Origin of the sequence: Streptomyces sp. NPDC003247 (genome assembly GCF_042888135.1) — a bacterium.
Lineage (GTDB): Bacteria > Actinomycetota > Actinomycetes > Streptomycetales > Streptomycetaceae > Streptomyces.
This window is the reverse complement of the sequence record NZ_JBIAPF010000004.1, coordinates 286689-310516: the sequence shown is the minus strand read 5'-3', so window position 1 is coordinate 310516 and position 23828 is coordinate 286689. Positions and strand designations below refer to the sequence as shown.

Genomic DNA, 23828 nt, shown 5'->3' with positions numbered 1-23828 from the left:
CACGGGCCGGTACGGGCCGCGCCACCACCCACCCGGCGCGGACATGCCATCGCCGTCCGTACGTCGGTCCCGTTCCTCACACGGATCGGGGGAGATTCGGTGACGACAGGTGTGCGCGGCCCCCCGAGCGGAGAACCTGATGCCCGCACGCACACAGAGACCGACGCAGCGTCACGGGGGAAGTGCGAGACAGTGGAACGTGTCCACGAACGGGACGGCATCCGCCGGCCGACCGGAACAGCCCTGGAACTCCTGGTGCACGGCGTGGGCGGGGCCACGCCCGACAAGATGCTCAACGACCCGCGCACGGTGCGGATCACCGGCGACGACACGGCCGCCGTGTTCCGCCGCGCCGACGACGTGGACGCCGACCGGGCCGGCGGCGCGACCGGGGACTCCCGGCAGCGGCCGGTCCCCGAGGCCTACGTCTGGTGCAACCTGACCTCCGGCAACGGCACCCGCGCCCTGTGGCTCCTGCTGCTGCCGTTCATGGTCGTCAACCTCGCCCACTGGATGCGCCCCGCCGCCCCGGGACGCACCCGTGGCGTCCGCCTCTACGGGCTCCTGGTGCGGCTCGCCGGCCTCACCCTGACCGTGCTGCTCGTCGCCGCGGCCTGCGAGGTCGCCCTCGACCTGACGGCCTGGCAGTGCGCGGGCACCCGCGCCTGCGCCGAACGGCACTCCTGGCTGGGCTTCCTGTCGCCGGACGTCAGGGACGGCGGCTGGTGGACCCGGCCCGGCCGCCGCCTCGCCCTCGCCGCCCTGGTCCCGGCCGCCCTCACCGGCCTCCTGTGGTACCTCTCGCACCGCACCTGGCGGGCCTACGAGTCCCAGGAGCCCCTCAACGGCAGGCCCGAGCCCGAGGACGTACTCGGCCACACCGCGCTGGGCCGCCCCGGCTTCTGGTACGGGCGCCGCCTGGTCGCCCGGCTGCGGGCGGCGCACACCGCGGCCGGCCTGCTCACCGTGGCCGCCGCGGTCGGCACCGCCGCCGCCCACCAGGACCACCGGCCGGGCGGCCCCGCCCTCCTCGACGTCCTCGGCCGGCTCCTGGAGGCCGCCCTGGCCGTCGGAGCCCTCGCCACGGTCTGGGTGGTGTGCCGCCGGGGCCGCAGCGAACGCCGCCTCGACCGCCGGCTCGACGCCCACCTCGTGCGCAGCCTCCCCCTGGCCGCCCTCGTCCTGCTCGCCCTCACCCTGGTGTACGCCGGCTGGCACCGCCCCGGCTGGACATCGGCCGGACGTCTCCCCGGCGACGCGGCGTTCGGTGCGATCGCCCTGCTCCAAGGCGCCCTGGTGCTCGTCCTGGCCGTCGTCGCCACCGTCCTCCACCGCGCCGCCGGCCCCGGCCCGCGGGGGCGCGCCGCGCTGCGGGGCCTCGGCGGTCCCGCCGTCGTGATGCTGGCCTGTGCGCTCGGCGGCGTGATGTCCGGCGGGGTCTCCCAGCGTGTCTCCGACTGGCTCGACGGCACCGGCACCTTCCTCGCCGGCCCGCCGGTGCTGCTGACCTGGCAGGCGTCCGTGATCCCGGTGCTGCTGATCGTGCTGGGCGTGCTGGGCGGTCTGCTCGGCCGCAGCGCCTGGCGCCTGACGCGGACCGAGCGCGCGGCGGTGGCCCGTGAGTACGGTGCCGACCCGGGCGACCCGGCCCGCACCCAGCGCATCGCCCGCGCCCGCGCCATGGCCACGCTCACCGACCGTGCCCCGCTCCTCGTCGGCGTCACCTCCGCCACGACCCTCCTGCTGGGCGCGGGGGCCCTGGCCGGCGCCTTCGCCACGGGCAGGACACCCAGCCGGGCCACCGAGGACGCCCCTTCCTTCCTCCAGGGCGCCGCCCAGACCGGCCAGGCGCTCGGTTCCTGGCTGATCGGCTTCGGCTTCATACTGTTCGTCACCTGGGGCAGGCGCGCCTACAAGGACGCCTCCGCGCGCCGCACCATCGGCATCCTCTGGGACGTCGGCACCTTCTGGCCCCGCGCCGCCCACCCCTTCTCGCCGCCCTGCTACGCCGAGCGCGCGGTGCCCGACCTGACCTGGCGCATGGCCACCTGGACCCGTGCCACCGGCGGCCGCCTGGTCATCTCCGGCCACTCCCAGGGCAGCGTCCTCGCCGCCGCCGCGGCCTGGCAGCTGAGCGCCGCCGACCGCGGACAGGTCGCCCTGCTCACCTACGGCTCCCCGATCGAGAGGCTCTACGGCCGCTGGTTCCCGGCCCACTTCGGGCCGGCCGCGCTGAAGGCCCTGCACGAGGACGTCGACTGCTGGCGCAACCTCTACCGGCTCACCGACCCCATCGGCGGCCCCGTCCGGCTGTCCGGCGGGGGCCGCGCGCCCGAGGTGGACCGTGCGCCCCTCGCGGACCCGCTCGCCTACGGACGTACGGAGCACCACCCGCTGCCCGCGCCCGTGCTGGGCCACTCCGACTACCAGGCGGACCCGGCGTTCGCGGAGGAACGCGAGCGGCTGCTGGCGCGCCTGTGCCCCGTGGTCCCCCCGCAGGGCGGCGAGCCGCGGGAGCAGGAACGGTCCTGACACCCCTCCGGCCCGCCGTCCGGGCGGACGACGGGCCGGAGGCCGGGCTGGAGGCGGCCGGGGGCGGCGCGGACGGACGGGGTCAGCGCAGCTCGGGCAGATCCTCCCCGTACAGCAGCGTCAGATCGTCCGTGGTCGGCTCGGCCACCTGGGCGACCCGGCTGGCGTGCCGCTCGACCATCGCCTCGAACGTCTGGCGCGCGGTGCGGCCGTTGCCGAAGGCGGGGCCCTTCGGGATCTCCGTGAAGTACTTCAGCAGCGCTTCCTCGGCGCCCGGCGTGATCTGGTACTCGTTCTCCTCGGCCTGCTGCTGCACGATCCGCAGCAGTTCCTCGGGGCCGTAGTCGCCGAAGGTGATGGTCCGGGAGAACCGGGAGGCGACACCGGGGTTGACCGTCAGGAAGCGTTCCATCTCGGCGGTGTACCCCGCGACGATCACCACCACGGCGTCCCGGTGGTCCTCCATCAGCTTCACGAGCGTGTCGATGGCCTCCTTGCCGAAGTCCCGCCCGGCGTCCTCCGGCGACAGGGCGTACGCCTCGTCGATGAAGAGCACGCCCCCGCGGGCCCGTTCGAAGGCCTCCTGGGTGCGGATCGCGGTGGAACCGATGTGCTCGCCGACCAGGTCGACCCGGGACACCTCGACCAGATGGCCCTTCTCCAGGACGTCCAGCGCGGCGAGGATCTCGCCGTACAGGCGGGCGACGGTCGTCTTGCCGGTGCCGGGGGAGCCGGTGAAGACCAGGTGGCGCTTGACGGAGGCCGCCTTCAGGCCGGCCCGCTGCCGGCGTCTGCCCACCTCGATCATGTCGGTGAGCGCCCGCACCTCCCGCTTCACGCTCTCCAGGCCCACCAGCGCGTCGAGTTCGCCGAGGACGTCCGTCGAGGACCGCGCCGGCTGGTCCGCCGCCCCGGCGGCCGACGCCTCCGGCAGATCGGCCCGCTGCCCGGGGAGCGCGCCGAGCAGGCCCGCCGAGGGGGGCGTCGTCTGCACGGCCGTCTCCCGCGCCGTCTCCGGCGCAGTGCGCGGGCCGGCGCTCTCGTCGCCCGTGCAGTCCTCGACGACGGGCCCCGCACCGGCCGCCGCGTCCGGGCCGCCGTCGGCGAACTCGTAACCGCCCCGCGTGCAGCGCTCGGTGCGGCACTTGCGCAGGGTCGTGCGGCAGCCGTCTATCACGTGGAAGCCGTAGCCGCCGCTGTTGGTCACGCGGCAGTTCTGGAAGGTGCCGCGGCCCCCGGCCGACACGTAGAAGCCGGCCTCGGCGGGGGAGTCGACGGTGCAGCGCTCGATGGTGGGGTCGGCGCCCTTGGTGACGATCACACCGGTCTGGGTGGCGTCGATGCTGCAACTGTTGAGGGTGCCGCCGCTGCCGTGGTCGCGGAACCAGGCGCCGGTCCCGGCCTCCCGGATGCGGCAGTCGTCGAGCTGGGCGGTCGCGCCGTCGCTCACCGACACGGCCGTGTTGCGCACCTGGGACACGTCGCTGTCGACGACGTCCGCGCGGGAACCGCGGTCGAGGACGAACAGCGCGTCCGGCACGTCGTGCACCCGGCAGGAGTCCAGGACCACGGTGGCGCCGTCACTGACCCAGACGGCCGGGTAGTCACCGGTGCTGTCGAAGATCTCGCACTGGTTGGCGTCCACGCGCGTGCCCGGGTCCCACACCGACAGCCCGTTGCGCCCGAACCGGCTGACCGTCGTCCGGGTGAGCGTCAGCACGGAACGCGACCTCAGGTCGACCGCGTTCTCCGGGATGTCGTGGATGCGGCAGTCGGCCAGGGTGAGCACGGCGTCCGTGTCGAGGGTGACCCCGTCGGCGGTGGTGCGGTGGACGTCGCAGTCGGTGAGGTGCGCGGTGGCCCGGGCGGTGATCTGCACACCGCTGCCACGGACCTCGTACACCTCGCAACCGAACGCTTCCAGGGCCGAGTTGTCACCGGTCGCGCTCAGACCGGCGCCCGAGGCGTGGTGCACCCGGCAGCGCTCCAGACGGGGGTGGGCACCGCCGCGCACCGCGACGCCCGCCTGCCCGGCCGCGACGACCTCGCACTCCTCGAAGACACCGCCGCCGCCGTCGACCACGGCGATGCCGATGCCGGCCGGGTTGTCGACGGTGCACCGCCGGACGGTCGGGCGGGCCCGGCCCCGCACCTCGATGCCGGCCGCGGACCGCGTGACGACCCGCACGTCCAGCAGTTCGGGGGCGCCGTCCTCGACGAGCACCGCGGGCGCCGCCGCGTCCTGGCCCTCCACGTGCAGGTCCTGCACCACGGCCGAGGCGCGCATGGTCAGCGGCACCCCGTCCAGGGGCGCGATGCGCACGGATCCGGGGGAGCCCTCGGGACCGCGCAGGGTCACGGCCCGCTCCACCACGAGGTTCTCCCGGTAGGTGCCGGGGGCGATGGTGAGGACGTCGCCCTCGGCCGCGGCCTCCAGGGCGGCGGCGAGCGAAGCGTACTCACCCGTGCGGCGCCGCCACCGCGAGGTGCCGGTGTGCGTCACCTGGACCGTGCCCTGTGCCATGGCGTTGCTGTGCCCCCACCTAGGTCGTGCTGGATGGCTCGTTCGCCTTCGGGGCGTGCGCCCCTACGGATCCCTCGCGCGCGGGTTGTCGCCGAATGCGTCGGCCGGTCCACCGTAGCGTGCGCACGGGCCGTGGGTTGACCACAGACGCGACACCGTCAGCTACCTGTGCCGGTACGGCCCCAGTCGGGGCCCGCGCGGTCCCATGCCTGGTCCCAACGGGCGTACCGGCGGCGGACCATCCGCCACATGATCAGTCTTCGGCCGGCCTCCACCACACCGGCGGACAGCAGCGCGGCACCGAACCCGGCGAGGACCGCGTGTGTCGTCGCCGTGACGGAGTCGAGCGGACGGGCCACCAGCCGGCCGTGGGTGTCCGTCCATATCGCGAAGTGGTCGCCGCGGTGCGGGGACTCCAGACCCGCCAGGACCGCGCCGTGGCGCGCGGTGCCGTCCGGGGCGGTCCAGTCGGCGATCACCCGGCTGCGCAGGTCCCTCCCGGAGGCGATCTCGGGGTCCGCCTCCAGCAGCGGACCGTCGACCTTGCGCACCACGGTGGCCGTCACCTGGTGCCGGGCCGCGTGCTGGGCGAGGACCGACCGTTGCAGCGCGTCCTGGGCGACAGCAGCGGTGAGCGAGCCGACGACGGGCGCGGCGAGGAGGATCAGGAGTAATGCGCACAGGGCGACCCACGCCTCGACCAGATCCGTCGTACGGCGCAGCGGATTGTGCCGCCAGCGCCAGATTCCACCGATCACCCGCACCGTCCGCACCCCCTTTCCGCTCCGTGATAACCCCCCGCCGGGCCGTTCACGCGCGGGACGGGCCGAAGAGAGAGGCAAATCACCCGCGGCCGCGGCGCGTCGTGAACGTCCGGGAACGTCTCACAACGGCAAACGGCCAAGGGGGTGGCGGAGGTTCCCGCGGCCGTCCGCCGCTGCGGGATCCGCCGGCGCTACGCGACGACCGTGACCGGGTCGCCGACCCGGATGGTGCCGCGGGACAGGGGCACCAGGTTCTGCCCGAAGACCAGCTTGCCGCCGACGCGGCGGTGCCGGCCCAGGGTGTGCAGGGGCTCCCTGCCGCGGCCCGCGGTGGCCTGGTCGGTCGTGGTCACGACGCACCGCCCACAGGCCTTGGCGACGCGGAAGTCGACCTCACCGATCGTCAGACGGGACCAGCCGTCCTCCGCCCACGGGTCGGTGCCCGCCACGACCACGTTCGGCCGGAAGCGGTCCATCGGCAGCGGGCCCTCCGCGGCGTGCTCGCCCTGTGCGATCAGCGCGTTGAGGGCGTCGAGGGACGCGCCGGCGGTGACGAGCAGCGGATAGCCGTCGGCGAACGTGACCGTCTCGCCCGGCAGCGCGTACTCGGGGTCGACGGGCCGGCGCGTGGCGGGGTCGTCCATGTGCACCAGACGGACGTCGGCGCCCAGGTGGGAGCTGCACCAGGCGTGCGCGGCCTCGTCGGCGAGGACCCCCTCCACCTTGTCGCGGAAGATCGCCAGCGAGACCGTCCCGACCGGCTCGGGCACCCGCACGGTGAGCGGTTCGAGCCCGGGCGCGGACAGACGGAGGCCGCCACCGGGCAGAAGCTCGGCGGCGGCCAGCGCCATGCGCGGCTGCTGGCGTTGGGTGACGACCTTGCCCCCGTCGTCGATCAGAGCCCAGCGTCGGTCTCCGGCCAGCCCCCAGGGCTCCACGACGGCCTCCCGGGGTGACTGGGCCCGGAAAGCCTTGACCGGGTGAACGTGGATCGACAGCAGCTGCGCATTGCCCATGGGGCCCATCCTGCCAGGTGGCGGGGACGGTCCCCGGGCCGGCTCAGTAGCCCCGGTACTGCTGGTTGCCGTACGGGTCCTGGTACTGGGGGGCGGCGGGCCGGGGAGCCGCGGGGCGCATCGCCTCGTAGCCCATGCCGGGCGCGGCCGGGCGCGGCTGCTGCGCCTGCGGGCCGGGGTAGCCGCGCGGCGCGGTGGCCTGCGGCGGGATGTAGGCCGCCGGGGCCTGCTGGAGCGGGGCGGGCTGCTGCATCTGCGGGTAGCCGTAGGACGGCTGGGACGGTGCCGCCGGGAGGGCGGGCAGCGCCGACGGCAGCGCGGGCAGGTTGCTGCCGGTGTCGTAGGCGGCGGGGACCCGGATCGGGGCGATCTGCGGGGTGCCCCGCTCGGCCACGAGCGAGTCGTAGATCGGAGTGTCCGGGAAGGAGGCGGAGTAGTAGCCGCCGCCATAGGTGGAGCGGGGGGAGGTCATGGCACATAAGTTAAGCCCACGATGTGCTGGTTGGGGAGACCGATAAGAGGGTTGTTTTCCGTGTCGGCGGTGACCTTGGATCCCCAATGCGAGCGAACTTGGGAAAAAGGGGCGGCATTCACGGTTTGGATCGTGTAAGGGCCTATTTCTGCGGGAGTTACCGGCGGTCCGGCCGGCGCGGGCCACGGCCGCTCCGGTGCCGCGCGGACGCCTTCCGGGGCCGGTGTGCGCGTGTTCCTGTGCCGGGGATGGGAGTTCGCCGTCCGGCCGCATAGGTTGGCCGGACAGAATCCCGATGGGCGCCGGGGCACGTGGTCCGGCGCGGAGACAGGTGATGGGGGCGGACATGTCGATGTCGAAGGGATCCAACGCTCCGGTGCCGACGACGGCGCTGCGCGTCGAGGTGGGCTGGCGCTCCGGTCCGGGCGTACCCGACGCGGACGCCTCGGCACTGCTGCTGGCCGCCGGAAAGGTCCGCTCCGACGCCGACTTCGTCTTCTACAACCAGCCGGCGCACTCCTCCGGAGCGGTCCGTCACGAGGGCAAGCGGGAGACCGGCGGCCGGGTGACCGACACCCTGGTCGTCGACCTCGCGCGCGTGGAGCCCGCGATCGAGACCGTCGTCCTCGCGGCCTCCGCCGACGGCGGCGCGTTCGGGCAGGTGCCGGACCTGTGCATCGAGGTGCGGGAGGCGGCCCGCGACACCGTGGTCGCCCGGTTCGACAGCACCGGAGCCACCGTCGAGACGGCGTTCGTGCTCGGGGAGTTCTACCGCCGCCAGGGCGCCTGGAAGTTCCGGGCCGTCGGCCAGGGCTACGACAGCGGGCTGGAAGGTCTGGCCACCGACTTCGGCATCACCGTCGACGAACCGCAGCACACCGGCCCCCCGGCGGCCGGCGCGCCCACGCCGCCGCCTCCCCCTCCGGCGCCGCCCGTCACCGTGCCACCACCCGTCCCCCACACCCCGCCACCACCGCCCGCCGCGCCGGTCCGCCTGACCAAGGTGACGCTCACCAAGGCCGCCCCGTCGGTGTCGCTGACCAAACAGGGCGGCACATCCGGCGCCATGCGCGTCAACCTCAACTGGGAGGTGCGCAAGCAGTTCTCGGGCTGGGGCAGCAAGCGGGGCCGCGCGATCGCCCTGCACAACGACCTCGACCTCGACCTGTGCGCCCTGTTCGAACTCGCCGACGGCCGCAAGGGCGTCGTCCAGTCCCTCGGCAACGCCTTCGGCGCCCTGCACCAGCCGCCGTACATCCACCTCGACGGCGACGACCGCACCGGTGCCCTCGCCGCCGGGGAGAACCTCACCATCAACCTCGACCACAAGGACGACTTCCGGCGCATCCTCGTCTTCGTCACCATCTACGAGGGCGCCCGTTCCTTCGCCGACCTCCACGCCACCGTCACCCTGCACCCCCAGTACGGCGCCCCGATCGACTTCTCCCTGGACGAGTGCACCGTCCCCTCGACCGTGTGCGCGCTCGCGCTGATCACCCGCCAGGGCGGCGACCTCGTCGTCCGGCGCGAGGCCCGCTACCTCGTGCCCGAGCGCGGGGTGAGCCCCCAGCGGACCGTCGACCACGCCTACGGCTGGGGCATGAACTGGACGCCCGGCCGCAAGTAGCGCCCGGCGCCGGACTCACCCCTCGTCGGCCACCGCGTCCGGACGCGCGTAGGTGCGGCCCTTCCAGGCCGCGCCACGCCCCCGGTGGTGCCGCACCGCGGAATCCACCGTCATCAGCAGATAGAGGAGCGCGGTGAACGGCAGCAGCGGGGCGAGCCGCACCGGCAGCCGGTAGTAGCGGAGCATCGGGACGTACGTGCCCGTCATCACCAGCCACGCGGAGCCCCCGAGCACGGCCGCGGCCGGATCGCCCAGGGCGAGCCCGGCGAGCAGGGCCACCGGAGGCACCAGGTACACCAGCCCCAGCCCCAGCACCGTGCCCACGAGCACCGACGGATTGTGCCGCAACTGCGCGTAGGCGCTGCGCGACACCATCCGCCACAGGTCCCGCAGCCCCGGATACGGGCGCACGCTCTCCACGCGCTCGGCGAGCCCCAGCCAGATGTGACCGCCGCCCGCCTTCACGGCGCGGGCCAGCGCCACGTCGTCGATGACGGCGTGCCGGATCGCGTCCGGGATCCGGGCCCGCTCCGCGGCCTCGGTCCGCAGCAGCACGCAGCCGCCCGCCGCGGCCGCCGTCCGCGCCCCGCGCCGGCCGACCCGGCGGAACGGGTACAGCTGCGCGAAGAAGTAGACGAAGGCCGGCACGATCAGCCGCTCCCACCGGCTCTCCGCCCGCAGCCGCGCCATCTGGGAGACCGCGTCGAAGCCGCCGGTGCGCGCCGCCGCCACCAGTTCCCGCAGGCTGTCCGGCGCATGCGCGATGTCGGCGTCGGTCAGCAGGAGGTATTCGGGCCCACGCGCGCGTGCCAGGGCGACACCGTGCCGCACCGCCCACAGCTTCCCCGTCCAGCCCGCCGGCGGCTCACCGGGCGAGTCCACGGTCAGCGGCACCCCACCGTGCCGCCGCGCGAGCTCCCGGGCCAGCTCCCCGGTCCCGTCGGAGCTGCCGTCGTCCACGAGGAAGACCTCCACCCGCCCCGGATAGTCCTGCGCCAGCAGCGACGGCAGACTCGCGGCCAGGACCGCCGCCTCGTCGCGCGCGGGGACCACGACACAGACCGACGGCCATGCGCGCGGCTCCCGCCGCGGCGGCAGCCGCACGTCGGTGCGCCAGAAGAAGCCCTGACCGAGCAGCAGCCACAGCCAGACGGCGACGGACACGGCGGCGATCCACCCGATGAGGCTCACGCGCGCAGTCTGCCCCACCCGACCGGGCGGCACCGGCACATCGTCTATCGTGGCCGGGTGAAGATCGCGCTCATGGACTCCGGAATCGGGCTGCTGGCGGCCACCGCCGCGGTACGGCGCCTACGACCCGACGCCGATCTCGTGCTGTCCCTGGACCCCGACGGGATGCCCTGGGGACCGCGCACCCCCGAGGACCTCACCACGCGCGCGCTGGCCGTCGCCGAGGCCGCCGCAGCCCGCCGCCCCGAGGCCCTCATCGTCGGCTGCAACACGGCCACCGTGCACGCCCTGCCCGCCCTGCGCGCCCGTCTGGAACCGGCCGTTCCGGTGATCGGCACCGTCCCCGCGATCAAGCCGGCCGCGGCCGGCGGCGGCCACGTCGCGATCTGGGCCACGCCCGCCACCACCGGCAGCCCCTACCAGCGGAACCTGATCCGGGACTTCGCCGACGGCGTCCCCGTGGCCGAGGTGCCCTGCTGGGGCCTGGCCGAGGCCGTGGAGCGGGCGGACGAGGAGGCGATCGACACCGCCGTCGCCGCGGCCGCCGAGCTCACCCCCGAGGACGTGACCACCGTCGTCCTGGGCTGCACCCACTACGAACTTGTCGCCGAGCGCATCCGCGCCGCCGTCCAGCGCCCCGGCCGCCCGCCGCTCGCCCTGCACGGCTCGGCCGGCGCGGTGGCCGCCCAGGCCCTGCGCCGCATCGGTGCCGGGCCCGCCCCCGACGCACCGGCGCACGGCACGGTGACGGTCCTGCTCAGTGGCCGGGAGGGCGTGCTTCCGGCGCCCGCCCTCGCCTACCCGGAGGGCCGGCTCCTCCAGGTGGTCAGCCCGGCCCGGTGACCCCGGGCCGCCTGGACGGCCGGATTCCGTCCGTCGTCGTCCGGTCGGCTCAGTCACCCTGTGCGACCCGGTACCGGCGGAGCGAAACGTGAGTAACCTCATGAATATGAGGGACCACGACCCCCGCGACGACGACGTCCCCAACCCCGAGGTCTGGCACGGGCGCGCCACCAACCGCTTCCAGTGGCTGCTCGCCATCGCCGGTGCCGCCTGCATGGCGCTCGGCATCGCACTGGCGGTCGACTCCGCGTGGACCTCGGGCATCGCCCCGCTGGCCATGTCCGTCGTCGGCTGCATCGCCGCCGGACTGCTGGTCCTCTTCGGCACCCTCGCCTTCGTGCACGTCGACCTGAAACTCGACCGGGAGTGCCTGGAGATCCGCTGCGGCCACATCGGCGTCCCGCGCCGCCGTATCCCGCTGGCCCATGTCGCCGGAGCCGACTTCGAACCCCACGTCACCCCGCGCCACTGGGGCGGCTGGGGCTATCGCTGGCGTCCGGAGAAGGGCACCGCCGTGGTCGTACGGCGCGGCGAGGGCGTGGTGCTGCGGCTGTGGGACGGCCACACGTTCACCATCACCGTGGACGACGCCGAGTCCGCCGTACGGGTCATCCGGGACCGGCTGCGGCAGGAGACGCCCGGCGCGGCGCACTGACCTCAGGCCGCCGGGCGGTCGCCCCACGGGCTCGGGTCCCCCACCCACTCCGTCGGCGTCCCGGCCGCCTGCGGCTCGGCGCCGAACGGGCGGGCCGTGGCCAGGCCGGCCAGCAGTCCGGCGCCGGCCGACACCGTGGTGAAGCTGAGCGCGTTGCCGACCGAGGCGAGCGCGGCCAGCGCCGTGAGCGTGGCACCCGCCGTGAGCACGACCGGGGTCGGCCGCGCCGCGCGCCACAGCGCGAACAGCACCCAGCAGAAGGCCGCCGCCAGGAGCAGCACTCCCACGACGCCCTGTTCCGCGGCCATCTGCAACGGCGCGGAGTGCGGCCTGCCGTCGGACGGCGCCACCCCGGCCGCCGTGGCACTGAGCTCCCCGAAGCGCCCGGGGCCCACGCCCAGACCGGCGTCGCCGCGCGCCAGGCCCAGGGCGTCGCGCCACAGGCCGATCCGGTGGGGCGTCAGCTGGTCCTCCAACGCGGCGGCGAGCCCCGCGGGCAGCGCGTTCCCGGCGACCGCCCAGGTCAGGCCCGTCACGACGGCCGCCACCAGGGCCAGGCCCGCCAGCCCCGGCCCCCGGTGGCGTACCCGGCCGGCGGCCAGGGCGCAGAGCAGCACGCCGCAGCAGGTCACCACCGCCACCGTCGAGCCCAGCACCGCCCCGGCGAGCGCGATGCCCGCCGCCAGCCCCCACAGGCCGAGCCGCACGACGGGCCGGGGAGCGGACCGGGCGGCGCAGCAGGCGGCACCGGCCGACAGGGTGAGCACCGCGGCCGTGGCGCCCGCGTGGCCCAGGGGCGCGGCGATCTCCGGCCCCGGCGTGATCCGTGGCATCGCCACCGTCAGGGCGAGCCCGGCCAGCGCCGCCGCCCCGGGCGCGGCGACCGGCAGCAGCGCCCCGGCGATACGGCCCGTGGCGTACCCGGCGGCCACGGCCAGCACCGCGAGCAGCACGCCCTCGGGCCGTCCGCCGTGCGCGGCCGCGGTGATCAGTGACCAGGCGGCGCAGGCGCCGAGCACCGCCACACCCGTCACGTCCGAAACGTTCCGTCTGTCCCCGTCCGCGTCGTCACCGGCCGTGGACGTCATCCCCGTGGACCCCACCCCGTCCGTCCCCCCTGCGTCCGGTCGCCCCCCGACCGTGACGGCCCCGGTCACCCCGCGCGACAGGAGCTCTGCCACACCGTAACCGCTGATGGGCGGTTTGGGGATGCGTCGTACACGGGCGGGAGGACCCGAGGCCGGCCTCGACCGAGGCGCTGTGGGGGTGACGTGGGTGGCACCGGCCGTGGCGCCGTGTGGGCGACGGGGGTGGTCCCGGCCGTGGCGCCGTGTGGGCGACGGGGGTGGCCTTCCCGGACCGTGCCGGCCCGGGGCCGAGCCGCCCCGTGGACCGTGTTGCCGGCCGAAAGGTCACCCGCCGTACACTCCCGGGGTGACCGTCACCGCACCTTCCGTGGACCGACAGGACGAGCCGGAAGCCAAGGCCTCGCCGTCGTGGGGCGCCCGGCTCCTGCGCCTCGTCCCGGCCGCCGCAGCGGCGCTCTCCGGAGTGCTGCTCTACGTCAGCTTCCCGCCGCGCACCCTGTGGTGGCTGGCCCTGCCGGCCTTCGCCGTGTTCGGCCTGGTGCTGCGCGGCCGCGGCTGGAAGGCGGCCCTCGGTCTCGGTTACCTCTTCGGCCTCGGCTTCCTGCTGCCCCTGCTGGTGTGGACCGGCGTCGAGGTCGGCCCCGGCCCCTGGCTGGCCCTGGTCGCCATCGAGGCGGTCTTCGTCGCCCTGGTCGGCGTCGGCGTCGCCGCGGTGTCGAAGCTGCCGGCCTGGCCGGTGTGGGCGGCCGCGGTGTGGATCGCCGGCGAGGCGGCACGCGCGCGCGTGCCCTTCCACGGCTTCCCCTGGGGCAAGATCGCCTTCGGGCAGGCGGACGGTGTCTTCCTGCCGCTCGCCGCGGTCGGCGGCACCCCCGTGCTCGGCTTCGCCGTCGTCCTGTGCGGCTTCGGCCTGTACGACGTCGTCCGCGTGGGCCTGGAGTGGCGGCGCACGCGCCGGGTGCGGCGCCCGGCCGCCGCGATCGCCCTGCTCAGCCTCGCCCTGCCGGTCGTCGCGGCCCTGGCCGCCCGCCCCCTGGTGAGCGACGAGGCGGAGGACGGCACCGCGACGGTCGCCGTCATCCAGGGCAACGTCCCCCGCCTCGGCCTGGAGTTCAACGCCCAGCGCCGGGCCGTGCTCGACTACCACGCGCGCGAGACGGAGCGGCTGGCCGCCGAGGTCGAGGCGGGCAAGGTGCCCCGGCCCGACTTCGTGCTGTGGCCCGAGAACTCCTCCGACATCGACCCCTTCGCCAACGCCGACGCCGCCGCCGTCATCGACAAGGCCGCGCGGGCCATCGGGGCGCCCATCTCGGTCGGCGGGGTCGTCGAGCGCGACGGCAAGCTCTACAACGAGCAGATCCTGTGGGACCCGGACAAGGGCGCCACCCAGACCTACGACAAGCGGCAGGTCCAGCCGTTCGGGGAGTACCTCCCGCTGCGCTCCCTCATCGGAGCCCTCAACGACACCTGGACCTCGATGGTCCACCAGGACTTCAGCCGGGGCAGCGAGCCGGGCGTGTTCGACTTCGGCGACGCCCAGGTCGGCCTCGCCACCTGCTACGAGGCCGCCTTCGACTGGGCCGTGCGCGACACCGTCACCCACGGCGCCCAGATGATCTCCGTCCCCAGCAACAACGCCACCTTCGACCGCAGCGAGATGACCTACCAGCAGCTCGCCATGTCGCGCGTACGCGCCGTCGAGCACAGCCGCACCGTCACGGTGCCGGTGACCAGCGGGGTCAGCGCGATCATCATGCCGGACGGCACGATCAGCCAGAAGACCGGCATGTTCGTCGCGGACTCCCTGGTCCAGGAAGTACCGCTGCGCTCCTCGCGGACACCCGCGACCCGCCTCGGCATCCTGCCGGAGATCGCCCTGGTGCTCGTCGCCGCGGGCGGCGTGGGCTGGGCGGTCGCCGTGGGCGCGCGCGGACGGCGGGCCTGACGGGGGGACGGAGTCGGACGGCGGCTCTGACACCCGAGTAAGGCAAGCCCCGGGTTCCCCCGGGCCGGACGCCGGCCCCGTTAGGGTCGGGGCATGCCGATTCCTGACTTCATCCGTGACATCCGGGCCACTGCCGGCCACCAACTCCTCTGGCTCCCCGGCGTCAGCGCCGTGGTCTTCGACGACGACGGCCGGGTACTGCTGGGGCAGCGCTCGGACAACCAGCGGTGGACCGTGATCACGGGAATCCCGGACCCGGGGGAGCAGCCCGCGGACTGCGCCGTCCGGGAGGTCTACGAGGAGACGGGCGTGCGCTGTGTGCCCGAGCGCGTGGTGCTGGTCCGCTCCGGACGGGAGGTCGAGTACCCGAACGGCGACCGGTGCCGGTTCATGGACATCACCTTCCGCTGCCGGGCCGTCGGCGGGGAGGCCCGGGTCAACGACGACGAGTCCCTCGAGGTGGGATGGTTCGAGCTGGACGCGCTGCCGGTGATGCACGAACGGCAGCTGTTCCGCATCAAGCAGGCCCTCTCCGACGAACCCACATGGTTCGAGACCACGACTTCCTGAAGAACTGTGGGGCCTGACCATATGGGGTGGGGGATGGGCGCTGCCTAGGGTCGAGTCATGACCACGCCCCCCGCCGCCCCGGGTTCCCCCGCCCCCTCGCTCGACCTCGGCGGTCGCACCGCCCTCGTCACCGGCGCCGCCGGTGGCATCGGCCGCGCCTGTGCGCTGCGGCTGGCGGCCGCCGGGGCCGAGGTACGGGCCGTCGACCGGGACGCCTCCGGTCTTCGGGCGCTCGCCGAGAGCGCCGCCGGCCTGCCGGGCGTCGTCGAGCCGCACGTCCTGGACCTCACGGACCTGGACGCCGCCGAGAGCGCCGCCGCCGGAACCGACGTCCTCGTCAACAACGCCGGGCTGCAACTCGTGCGCCCCCTGGAGGACTTCCCGCCCGACGTCTTCCACACGGTGCTCACCGTGATGCTGGAGGCGCCGTTCCGGCTCATCCGCGGAGCCCTGCCCCACATGTACGGCCAGGGCTGGGGCCGCATCGTCAACGTCTCCTCCGTCCACGGGCTGCGCGCCTCGGCCTACAAGTCGGCGTACGTGGCCGCCAAGCACGGGCTGGAGGGCCTGTCCAAGACCGCCGCCCTCGAAGGCGCCGCCCACGGTGTGACCTCCAACTGCGTCAACCCCGCCTATGTGCGCACCCCGCTGGTGGAGCGGCAGCTCGCCGACCAGGCGAAGGCGCACGGCATGCCCGAGGAGCGGGTGCTGGCCGAGGTCCTCCTGCGGGACAGCGCCGTCAGACGGCTCATCGAGCCGGAGGAGGTCGCCGAGGCCGTCGCGTACCTGTGCGGCCCGTCGGCGTCCTTCGTCACCGGCACCTCGCTCGTCCTCGACGGCGGCTGGACCGCGCACTGAGCAGCACCGCGGCCCGTGGGACGGGAGTTATCCACAGGGCTGACGGGCCGGCCCGGTCATGAGTGATCCTGTGAGCATGTCCCGCGATCACCTGGAGCCGGCCGAGCGCTCCGTCAGCGATGCCCAGGCACCCCGGAGTGCCGAGGCGGCCCCGGGCGCCCCCGACGGCGTCGAGGCGCCGTTCCTCGCGCTGCTCGCCCGAGGCGCCCCCGCCGAGGCGTACGAACGGCCGGTCCTGCTCGCGCGCGCCGAGGGGCTCCCCGTCGAGGGGATCGCGGCGCTCGAACACGCCAAGCTGCTCGCGCTGCGGGTCCGCGCGGAGCTGGAGGGGCTCCGCCGGCGGGAGACCGAGCTGTCGGCGCTCTTCGAGACCGCCCACGACCTGGCGGGCCTGCGCGACGTCGACGCCGTCCTCCAGGCCATCGTGCAGCGGGCCCGTTCCCTGCTCGGCACGGACGTCGCCTACCTCAGCCTCAACGACCCGGTCAGGGGCGACACCTACATGCGGGTGACCGAAGGCTCGGTCGCCGCCCGCTTCCAGCAGCTGCGCCTCGGCATGGGGGAGGGGCTCGGCGGCCTGGTCGCCCAGACCGCCCGCCCGTACGTCACCGACGACTACTTCCGCGACGACCGCTTCCGGCACACGACGACCATCGACGCGGGCGTCCACGACGAGGGCCTGGTGGCCATCCTCGGCGTCCCGCTGACCCTGGGGGCGAACGTCATCGGAGTGCTGTTCGCCGCGGACCGGCGCGCCCGGGTCTTCGAGCGGGAGCAGATCGCGCTGCTCGGCTCCTTCGCGGCGCTGGCCGCGGCCGCCATCGACACCGCGAACCTGCTCACCGAGACCCGATCGGCCCTGGCCGGACTGGAACGCGCCAACGAGATCATCCGGGACCGCAGCGGTGTCATCGAACGCGCCTCGGACGTCCACGACCGGCTCGCCGAACTCGTCCTGCGCGGCGGCGGCGTCCACGACGTGGCGGCCGCCGTCTCGCAGGTCCTCGACGGCACGGTCGAGTTCACCGAGGCCGCCGACACACCGTCCGATGCGCTGGAGCGGTCCCGCGCCGAAGGACACGCGGTACGGCACCGGGACGACTGGGTCGCCGCCGTCGCCGCGGGCGGCGAACTGCTCGGCGCGCTCGTCCTGCGCGGCCACCCCGGCCTCGACCCCGTCGACCAGCGCACCCTGGAGCGCGCCGCGATGGTCACCTCCCTGCTGCTGCTCGCCCGGCGTTCCGCCGCCGAGGCCGAACAGCGCGTCCGGGGCGAGCTGCTCGACGACCTCCTCGACGCCCGCGACCGCGATGCGCGCCTGCTGCGCGAACGTGCCTCGCGGCTGGGGGCCGACCTCGACGCCACGCACGTCGTGCTCGCCGCCCGCCTGGACGCCGACGCCGCCGACGCCGATCAGGAGGCCGTCGCCCGACGGCGCCTGTGGTCCGCCGCCTCCCACCTCGCCGCCACCCGGCACGGCCTGGCCGCCGCCCGGGACGGCGGCACCGTCCTGCTGCTGCCCCTCGCACCCGGCGACACGGCGACGGAGCTGGCCCGCCGCACCGCCCGCCGGCTCGGCACCGCCGTCCGCGAGGCCGTCACCGTCGGAGCCTCCGCGCCGGTCCAGGACCTCACTGCCCGCCCGGACACGGTGGTCGCCGCGTACGAGGAGGGCCGCCGCTGTCTGGACGCCCTGCGCCTGCTGGGGCGCTCCGGCGACGGAGCGGCGGCCGAGGACTTCGGCTTCCTGGGTCTCCTGCTCGCCGGCAGCCGCGACGTCACCGGCTTCGTCGAGCGCACCATCGGCCAGGTCGTCGCCTACGACGAGCGGCGCGGCACCGATCTGGTGCGCACCCTCGACGCGTACTTCGCCAGCGGCATGAGCCCGGCCCGCACCAAGGACGAACTCCACGTCCACGTCAACACGGTGGCCCAGCGCCTGGAGCGCGTCGGCCGTCTCCTGGGCGACGACTGGCAGAGCCCGTCCCGCGTCCTGGAGATCCAACTGGCCCTCAGACTGCACCGATTGGCGTCCTCCATATCCCGCTGATCCCACGCCGTCGTCCCCGTACGCGGGCCGGCGTACGGGGGCGACGAGCGGGGTTCGACGAGCGGGGGCCATGGCCCGGGCGGGATCAGACGGCGCGCGCGTCCGCAGCCGGGGCCGTCGCGGACTCGGCGTCGGCGGAGGCATCGATCTCGGCGAGGTCGCGGTGACGGGTCTCCCGGGCCGCGCCCACGGCGACGACCGTCAGCAGGGCCGCGGCGATCACGTACAGGGCGATCGGCGTGGAGCTGTCGTAGTCGGCCAGCAGCGCGGTGGCGATCAGCGGGGCCGGCGCGCCGGCCGCGACCGAGGCGAACTGCGCGCCGATGGAGGCGCCGGAGTACCGCATCCGGGTCGCGAACATCTCGGAGAAGAACGCGGCCTGGGGCGCGTACATCGCCCCGTGCAGCACCAGACCGACGGTCACGGCGAGGAGGAGGCTGCCGAAGCCGCCCATGTCGACGAGCGCGAAGAACGGGAACATCCACAGCCCGACCCCGACCGCGCCCAGCAGGTACACGGGACGCCGCCCGATCCGGTCGGAGAGCGCCCCCCAGGCCGGGATCACGGCGAAGTGCACGGCGGAGGCGACGAGTACGGCGTTGAGGGCGGTCTGCTTGGAGACCCCCGCCGACGTCGTGGCGTAGACGAGGATGAAGGCGGTGATGACGTAGTAGGAGATGTTCTCCGCCATGCGCGCGCCCATGGCGACCAGCACATCACGCCAGTGGTGCCGCAGTACGGCCACGAGCGGCAGCTTCTCGGCGGCCGCCTGTGTCGCCTTGCGCGCCTCGGCCTGGGCCAGCGCCTCCCGGAAGACGGGCGACTCGTCGACGGACAGCCGGATCCACAGACCGACGATCACCAGCACACCGGAGAGCAGGAACGGGATCCGCCACCCCCAGCTGCCGAAGGCGGAGTCGGACAGCACGGCGGTGAGCAGAGAGAGCACACCGGTCGCGAGCAACTGGCCCGCCGGCGCGCCGGTCTGCGGCCACGACGCCCAGAACCCGCGCCGCCGGGCGTCCCCGTGCTCGGACACCAGCAGCACGGCCCCGCCCCATTCACCGCCCAGCGCGAAACCCTGCACCAGGCGCAGCAGGGTCAGCAGCACCGGCGCGGCCGTCCCGATGGTGGCGTGCGTGGGCAGCAGCCCGATGGCGAACGTCGCCCCGCCCATCAGCAGCAGACTCAGCACCAGCAGCTTCTTGCGTCCCAGCCGGTCCCCGTAGTGCCCGAAGACCAGCGCCCCGAGCGGCCGTGCGGCGAACCCGACGGCGTAGGTCAGGAAGGACAGCAGCGTTCCGACGAGCGGGTCGGAGTCGGGGAAGAACAGCTTGTTGAAGACGAGGGCGGCGGCCGAGCCGTAGAGGAAGAAGTCGTACCACTCGATGGTGGTGCCGATCAGGGACGCGGCGACGATGCGCTTGAGGTTCGACGGGGCTGGAGGAGCGGCTGCGGGCGACGACATCGGCACCACTTCCTGGCGTTCGACGGGGACGGTTGCGTGTCGCCATACCGTAGGAAGGCGCAGGTCAGAGGCGTATGTGGTGGGACACCATAGTTTCGGGCACGGGAGTGCGCGCACCCACCATGGAGGTGGTGCGGGGGCTCCAAGGCGGCGCCGACGAGGGCGGCATCTGTGCCCGCCGTGGTCCGCGGACGGTGTGGTCGGCATGCGTGCACCCGAGGAGCCATACCGCAGGGCGTGCGAGGGATGTTCGTCTCCCTGCCCCGGCAGAGGGTCTGCCGCACGATCGGGTGACATCTGAACTGGCCTGCCGCGTCGACGGCCTTGCCGGCGATCTTCACCGGGACGCTGACCACAAGACTCTGGTGGGTGTCGTCCGAGGGGGGTCAGCGCGATCCCGCCCACCGCCGCGACACCGGCGGTCGCCCCGATGCCCAGGACAACGGACCTGCGCCTCACTGCCCTGTGCTTCACAGTCTCCGTCTCCTCGTCGCGGTGGGGCCCGTCGGTGTCTCGGTGACCGGGTACAACGGGTGTTCCGACCTAGTTCCTGCCGCCGCGCGGCACCCTGAGCGGGTGTCCCGCTGGTGCGGCCCCCGCCTTTTACCGCGAACTTAGGCGCGCCCACTGGATCGCCAACGATTCTTTTGACTGCACAGGGGACGCCCAGGACCGCTGAGGAAACGCCGGGCTACCGGCTACCGGGCAGGACGCGCGAACGCGCCACCACGAACCCGACCGTCGCACCGCCACCGGGCCGTGGCCGTGCGAACGCGGTGCCACCGTGCGTGTCCGCGACATCCCGGACGATGGCGAGACCGAGCCCGGACCCGGGCAGGGCACGCGCGGTGTCGGCCCGGTAGAACCGGTCGAACACGCGGGCCCGGTCGGTGTCGGTGATGCCCGGTCCGCGGTCGCTGACGGTGACGGTGCCCCGTTCGACGCGCACCTCGATCGGCTCGCCGTCATCCGCGGCGAACTTGGCGGCGTTCTCCACCAGATTGCCCACCGCCCGTTCGAGTGCCTGGGGGCGGCCGATGACCTGGCGGTCGTCGGCGTCGATGTGGACCAGGCGTCCAGTACGTCGGTAGACGCGCCGTGCGGCCCGGCGGGCCACCGCCCCCAGGTCCACGGGCTCCTCAGCCTCGTCACGGCCGCCGGCCAGGGCCAGTTCGACGAGTTCGTCGACCAGCCGGCCCAGCTCACGTGTCTCGCCCTGGAGATCGTCAAGAAGCCGCTCACGGGCGGGCGGGGCGAGTTCGGCGACGTGCCGCAGCACCGTGGCGTTGGTCAGCAGGCTGGTCAGCGGCGTCCGCAGTTCGTGAGCGGCGTCCTGCACCAGTCTTTCCTGGGCCTCGCGGGCGGCGGTGAGCCGGGTCAGCATCATGCGGAACGAAGCGGTCAGCCGGCTCACCTCGTCACGCCGGCCCGCCGGACCCGCGTCCTCGAAGCCGGTGTGGTCCTGGGCGCCGACCGTTTCGGCGGCCTCGGTCAGGAGGATCAGACGCCGGGTGATGCGCCCCGCGACCAGCAGGCCCGTGCCCGCCGCGACGAGGGTGACGGCGAGGCCGGCACCGGTGATCTCCATGGCCATGCCGTGCAGCACGTGATAGGTCTGGTCGACCCCGACGGCCGTCTGGAGAGCCCCGCGCCCGCTGCCCAGCGCGGTGGTCAGCAGACGGTAGGTGGTGCCGTCCGCGACGACCTCGGTGGTGAACGATTCTCCCGCCGTCCCGGTGGCCGCGAGGGCGCGGGCGGCGGCGTCCGGCACCGGCAGGGCGGCCGCCGGGCCACCGAGATGGCTGCTCGTGCCGTCGGAAGCCACGGCCCGTACGACCGGGCGGCGCTCCTCCTCGTCACCCGGCCCCGGCAAATCGGCCCCGGGAAACAGGTCAGGGCTCTGCGCCAGCGCCTCGGCGACGGCCGTGGCCTGCCCCCCGGCCCCCGCCACGGCCGTTGTCTGGGACCGCAGGCTCCGGTCGATCTCCGCGAGGACACGGTCCCGGACGGCGTCGTAGCTCAGCATCCCGACCAGCGCCGCCACCAGGGCGCCGACGGCGGCGAACGCCAACGCTAACCGCGAACGCAGACTCATGGCCGCCGCACCGCGTAGCCGACACCACGCACCGTGCGGATCAGGTCGGGCGCCCCAGCGTCGGCGAGCTTGCGCCGCAGGTAGCCGATGTAACCCGCCAGGTTCTTGACGTCCACGGCGGCGTCGCACCCCCAGACCTGCCGGTACAGCACCGCGTGGTCCAGGACCAGGCCCTCGTTGCGTACGAGCAGCTCCAGCAGATCGAACTCGATCTTGGTGAGGGGCAGCCCGGTCTCGCCCCACCAGGCGAGCCGGGCGGCCGGGGAGATCCGCAGCGACGCGATCCGGAGCACCTCCTCGGCCCTCTCCGGCTCACCGGCCTCCGGCGCACAGCCCGGTGCCGACACGGCCCGGCGCAGCAGCGCCCTGATCCGGGCGAGGAGTTCGGGGACCTCGAACGGCTTGGGCAGATAGTCGTCGGCGCCCGCGTCCAGACTGGCGACCCGGTCCGCGAGGCCGGAACGGGCGGTGAGCATCAGGACAGGCGTGCGGTCACCGGAGGCGCGCAACACCCGGCACACGGCCACACCGTCGACATGCGGCATCGTGACATCGACGACCAGCACTCCGAAGGTGTCCCGGCCGGCCCGGGCCAGTGCCTGCACGCCGTCGGCGACGGTGACGGCGTCGTACCCAGCCAGTTCCAACGCCCGGGCGAGCGCCTCACGTACCGCGCGGTCGTCGTCGGCGACGAGGACCCGACGCGGCACGTCAGTCCGCCGGCACGTCGTCTCGGACATCACGGCGCCCGGACCCTCCGCCATGTGCGTACTCCTCACCATGAACACCTCCAACGGACCTTGCGACCGCGGCCGGCCTGCGACTCGGTTCTCATCCGCTTCCCGACTTGCTCCGGACGGTTTCTCAGCGCTCCCTCGCAGCATGGGTATCTGACCACGCCTTCCTTAGCCCCGTTCACAGGAGTGTCATGCCGTCCCACACCCGCCCTGTACTGCGTCGGCCCGTGGTGCTCGCCGCGTGCCTCAGCGCCGCCCTCGGTACCGTCGGCTACCTCGCGTTCGACCCCGGGTCCGCCTCGGCGACGGTCGCCGAGAAGGCCGTCCCGGCTGCCGCGTCCCGCACCGGAGCCGGCGGCGCCAACACTGCCGAGGTCGTCAGGGCCGCCAACGCCTTCCTCGCGACGCTGTCCGACGAACAGAAGGAAACCGTCCTCTACGACTTCGACGACGAGGCGAAGAAGACGGGCTGGTCCAACTTCCCGACCGGTGTCGTGAACCGCAACGGACTCAAGCTCGGTGACCTCACCGACGAGCAGGAGGCCGCGGCGATGAAGGTCATGAAGGCCGCGCTCAGCGAGCACGGCTACGAGGAACTCGTGGAGATCCGCAAGGCGGACGACTACCTGGCCACCCAGACGGACGCCGCCGGCGGCGGCACACGGCCCAGCCCCACCTCCACGGACCTGCCCAGCGGGACCCCCAGCGGCGGTCCCAGCGGCGGTACCGGGGGCGGCGCGGGCGGCGGTGCCAACTTCGGCTCGGAGTGGTACTACATCTCCTTCTTCGGCCAGCCCAGCAAGACCGGTGAGTTCATGGTCCAGTACGGCGGCCACCACGCCGCGTACAACATCACCTATGCAGGCGACAACGTGACCCTGTCGCCCACCCTGACCGGCGTCGAGCCGACGGAGTTCACCGTCGACGGGGTGGACTACACCCCGCTGGAGGACACCCGGACCACCACCATGGCGGCCATCCAGTCCCTCACCGACGACGAGCTGGCCGCGGCCGAGATCGACGGCAGCTTCGACGACCTCTACCTCGGTCCCGGCAACGACGGCCCCTTCCCGGAGGAACCCGAGGGCGTCCTGGTCAGCAGCCTCACCAAGAAGCAGCAGGCCAAGGTCACCGCGATGCTGAAGACCTGGGTCGGTGACCTGGACGAGAAGGCCGCCGCGAAGCTCATGGCCAAGTACGTCTCGGAGTACGACGAGACCTACATCGGTTGGAGCGGTGGCACGACGATCGACAACGCGGAGACGTACGTCCGTCTCGACGGCCCGTCCGCCTGGGTCGAGTTCTCCAACCAGCCCGGCGCCTCGACCGACGAGATCCACCAGCACACGATCTTCCGCGACGAGACCGCCGACTACGGCTGGGAATGACGGAG

18 protein-coding genes are annotated in these 23828 nt (G+C 74.0%); 9 read left to right on the top strand and 9 right to left on the bottom strand.

Annotation, left to right across the window (positions count from 1 at the left end; genetic code table 11):
- The first annotated feature begins 288 nt into the window (after positions 1 to 288).
- Positions 289 to 2532 carry a hypothetical protein gene (locus ACFYWQ_RS14995; protein ID WP_389517407.1) on the top strand — a complete coding sequence of 748 codons (2244 nt, stop codon included), beginning with the start codon at positions 289 to 291 and terminating at the stop codon, positions 2530 to 2532.
- Positions 2533 to 2614: 82 nt separating this feature from the next.
- On the opposite strand, the gene ACFYWQ_RS14990 is transcribed toward ACFYWQ_RS14995, so the two are convergent.
- The 4 genes from ACFYWQ_RS14990 to ACFYWQ_RS14975 all read right to left on the bottom strand — a co-directional run bounded on the left by ACFYWQ_RS14990 (position 2615) and on the right by ACFYWQ_RS14975 (position 7308).
- Positions 2615 to 5056 (bottom strand): right-handed parallel beta-helix repeat-containing protein, encoded by a 2442-nt coding sequence (locus tag ACFYWQ_RS14990; RefSeq protein WP_389516435.1) that lies wholly within the window; start codon positions 5054 to 5056, stop codon positions 2615 to 2617.
- A 158-nt stretch (positions 5057 to 5214) separates the two neighbouring features.
- Positions 5215 to 5820, bottom strand: coding sequence for a hypothetical protein (locus tag ACFYWQ_RS14985; protein WP_389516433.1), 606 nt, complete (start codon positions 5818 to 5820; stop codon positions 5215 to 5217).
- Between the two features lie 191 nt (positions 5821 to 6011).
- A complete protein-coding gene (locus tag ACFYWQ_RS14980) occupies positions 6012 to 6836 on the bottom strand; it encodes an MOSC domain-containing protein (RefSeq protein WP_389516431.1) in 825 nt (274 codons plus the stop codon).
- A gap of 43 nt (positions 6837 to 6879) precedes the next feature.
- Complete coding sequence (locus ACFYWQ_RS14975; RefSeq protein WP_389516429.1) at positions 6880 to 7308, bottom strand: DUF6643 family protein; 429 nt, start codon at positions 7306 to 7308, stop codon at positions 6880 to 6882.
- Positions 7309 to 7660: 352 nt separating this feature from the next.
- On the opposite strand from ACFYWQ_RS14975, the gene ACFYWQ_RS14970 reads away from it, so the two are divergent.
- Positions 7661 to 8935, top strand: a complete 1275-nt coding sequence (locus ACFYWQ_RS14970) for a TerD family protein (RefSeq protein WP_389517405.1) — start codon at positions 7661 to 7663, stop codon at positions 8933 to 8935.
- 15 nt (positions 8936 to 8950) lie between these two features.
- Here ACFYWQ_RS14970 and ACFYWQ_RS14965 read toward each other — a convergent pair whose 3' ends face one another.
- Positions 8951 to 10144: a glycosyltransferase gene (locus ACFYWQ_RS14965; protein WP_389516428.1), complete on the bottom strand. Its 1194-nt coding sequence runs from the start codon at positions 10142 to 10144 to the stop codon at positions 8951 to 8953.
- Between the two features lie 39 nt (positions 10145 to 10183).
- Here ACFYWQ_RS14965 and ACFYWQ_RS14960 point away from each other — a divergent pair, with 39 nt between their 5' ends.
- The gene (locus ACFYWQ_RS14960) at positions 10184 to 10969 is read left to right on the top strand and encodes a glutamate racemase (protein ID WP_389516426.1); all 786 of its coding nucleotides are present in this window, start codon (positions 10184 to 10186) and stop codon (positions 10967 to 10969) included.
- A gap of 106 nt (positions 10970 to 11075) precedes the next feature.
- Positions 11076 to 11624, top strand: coding sequence for a hypothetical protein (locus ACFYWQ_RS14955; protein WP_389516424.1), 549 nt, complete (start codon positions 11076 to 11078; stop codon positions 11622 to 11624).
- A gap of 2 nt (positions 11625 to 11626) precedes the next feature.
- Here ACFYWQ_RS14955 and ACFYWQ_RS14950 read toward each other — a convergent pair whose 3' ends face one another.
- The gene (locus tag ACFYWQ_RS14950) at positions 11627 to 12712 is read right to left on the bottom strand and encodes an O-antigen ligase family protein (protein ID WP_389516422.1); all 1086 of its coding nucleotides are present in this window, start codon (positions 12710 to 12712) and stop codon (positions 11627 to 11629) included.
- A 346-nt stretch (positions 12713 to 13058) separates the two neighbouring features.
- On the opposite strand from ACFYWQ_RS14950, the gene lnt reads away from it, so the two are divergent.
- The 4 genes from lnt to ACFYWQ_RS14930 all read left to right on the top strand — a co-directional run bounded on the left by lnt (position 13059) and on the right by ACFYWQ_RS14930 (position 18135).
- Positions 13059 to 14657, top strand: a complete 1599-nt coding sequence (gene lnt, locus ACFYWQ_RS14945) for an apolipoprotein N-acyltransferase (RefSeq protein ID WP_389516420.1) — start codon at positions 13059 to 13061, stop codon at positions 14655 to 14657.
- A gap of 93 nt (positions 14658 to 14750) precedes the next feature.
- Positions 14751 to 15227 carry an NUDIX domain-containing protein gene (locus tag ACFYWQ_RS14940; RefSeq protein WP_389516419.1) on the top strand — a complete coding sequence of 159 codons (477 nt, stop codon included), beginning with the start codon at positions 14751 to 14753 and terminating at the stop codon, positions 15225 to 15227.
- A gap of 57 nt (positions 15228 to 15284) precedes the next feature.
- Entirely contained in the window at positions 15285 to 16085 is an 801-nt protein-coding gene (locus tag ACFYWQ_RS14935) for a 3-hydroxybutyrate dehydrogenase (protein WP_389516417.1), read from the top strand.
- A gap of 76 nt (positions 16086 to 16161) precedes the next feature.
- Positions 16162 to 18135: a helix-turn-helix domain-containing protein gene (locus tag ACFYWQ_RS14930; RefSeq protein ID WP_389516415.1), complete on the top strand. Its 1974-nt coding sequence runs from the start codon at positions 16162 to 16164 to the stop codon at positions 18133 to 18135.
- Positions 18136 to 18220: 85 nt separating this feature from the next.
- Here the strand turns inward: ACFYWQ_RS14930 and ACFYWQ_RS14925 are convergent, their stop codons facing one another.
- The 3 genes from ACFYWQ_RS14925 to ACFYWQ_RS14915 all read right to left on the bottom strand — a co-directional run bounded on the left by ACFYWQ_RS14925 (position 18221) and on the right by ACFYWQ_RS14915 (position 22408).
- Positions 18221 to 19603 carry an MFS transporter gene (locus ACFYWQ_RS14925; RefSeq protein ID WP_389516413.1) on the bottom strand — a complete coding sequence of 461 codons (1383 nt, stop codon included), beginning with the start codon at positions 19601 to 19603 and terminating at the stop codon, positions 18221 to 18223.
- A 691-nt stretch (positions 19604 to 20294) separates the two neighbouring features.
- On the bottom strand, positions 20295 to 21698 hold the full coding sequence (locus ACFYWQ_RS14920) for a sensor histidine kinase (RefSeq protein ID WP_389516411.1): 1404 nt from the start codon (positions 21696 to 21698) through the stop codon (positions 20295 to 20297).
- Complete coding sequence (locus ACFYWQ_RS14915) at positions 21695 to 22408, bottom strand: response regulator transcription factor (protein WP_389517403.1); 714 nt, start codon at positions 22406 to 22408, stop codon at positions 21695 to 21697. The genes ACFYWQ_RS14920 and ACFYWQ_RS14915 overlap by 4 nt, the downstream gene beginning before the upstream one ends.
- A 218-nt stretch (positions 22409 to 22626) precedes the next feature.
- Here ACFYWQ_RS14915 and ACFYWQ_RS14910 point away from each other — a divergent pair, with 218 nt between their 5' ends.
- Entirely contained in the window at positions 22627 to 23823 is a 1197-nt protein-coding gene (locus ACFYWQ_RS14910; RefSeq protein ID WP_389516409.1) for a DUF3500 domain-containing protein, read from the top strand.
- The last annotated feature ends 5 nt before the right edge of the window (positions 23824 to 23828 follow it).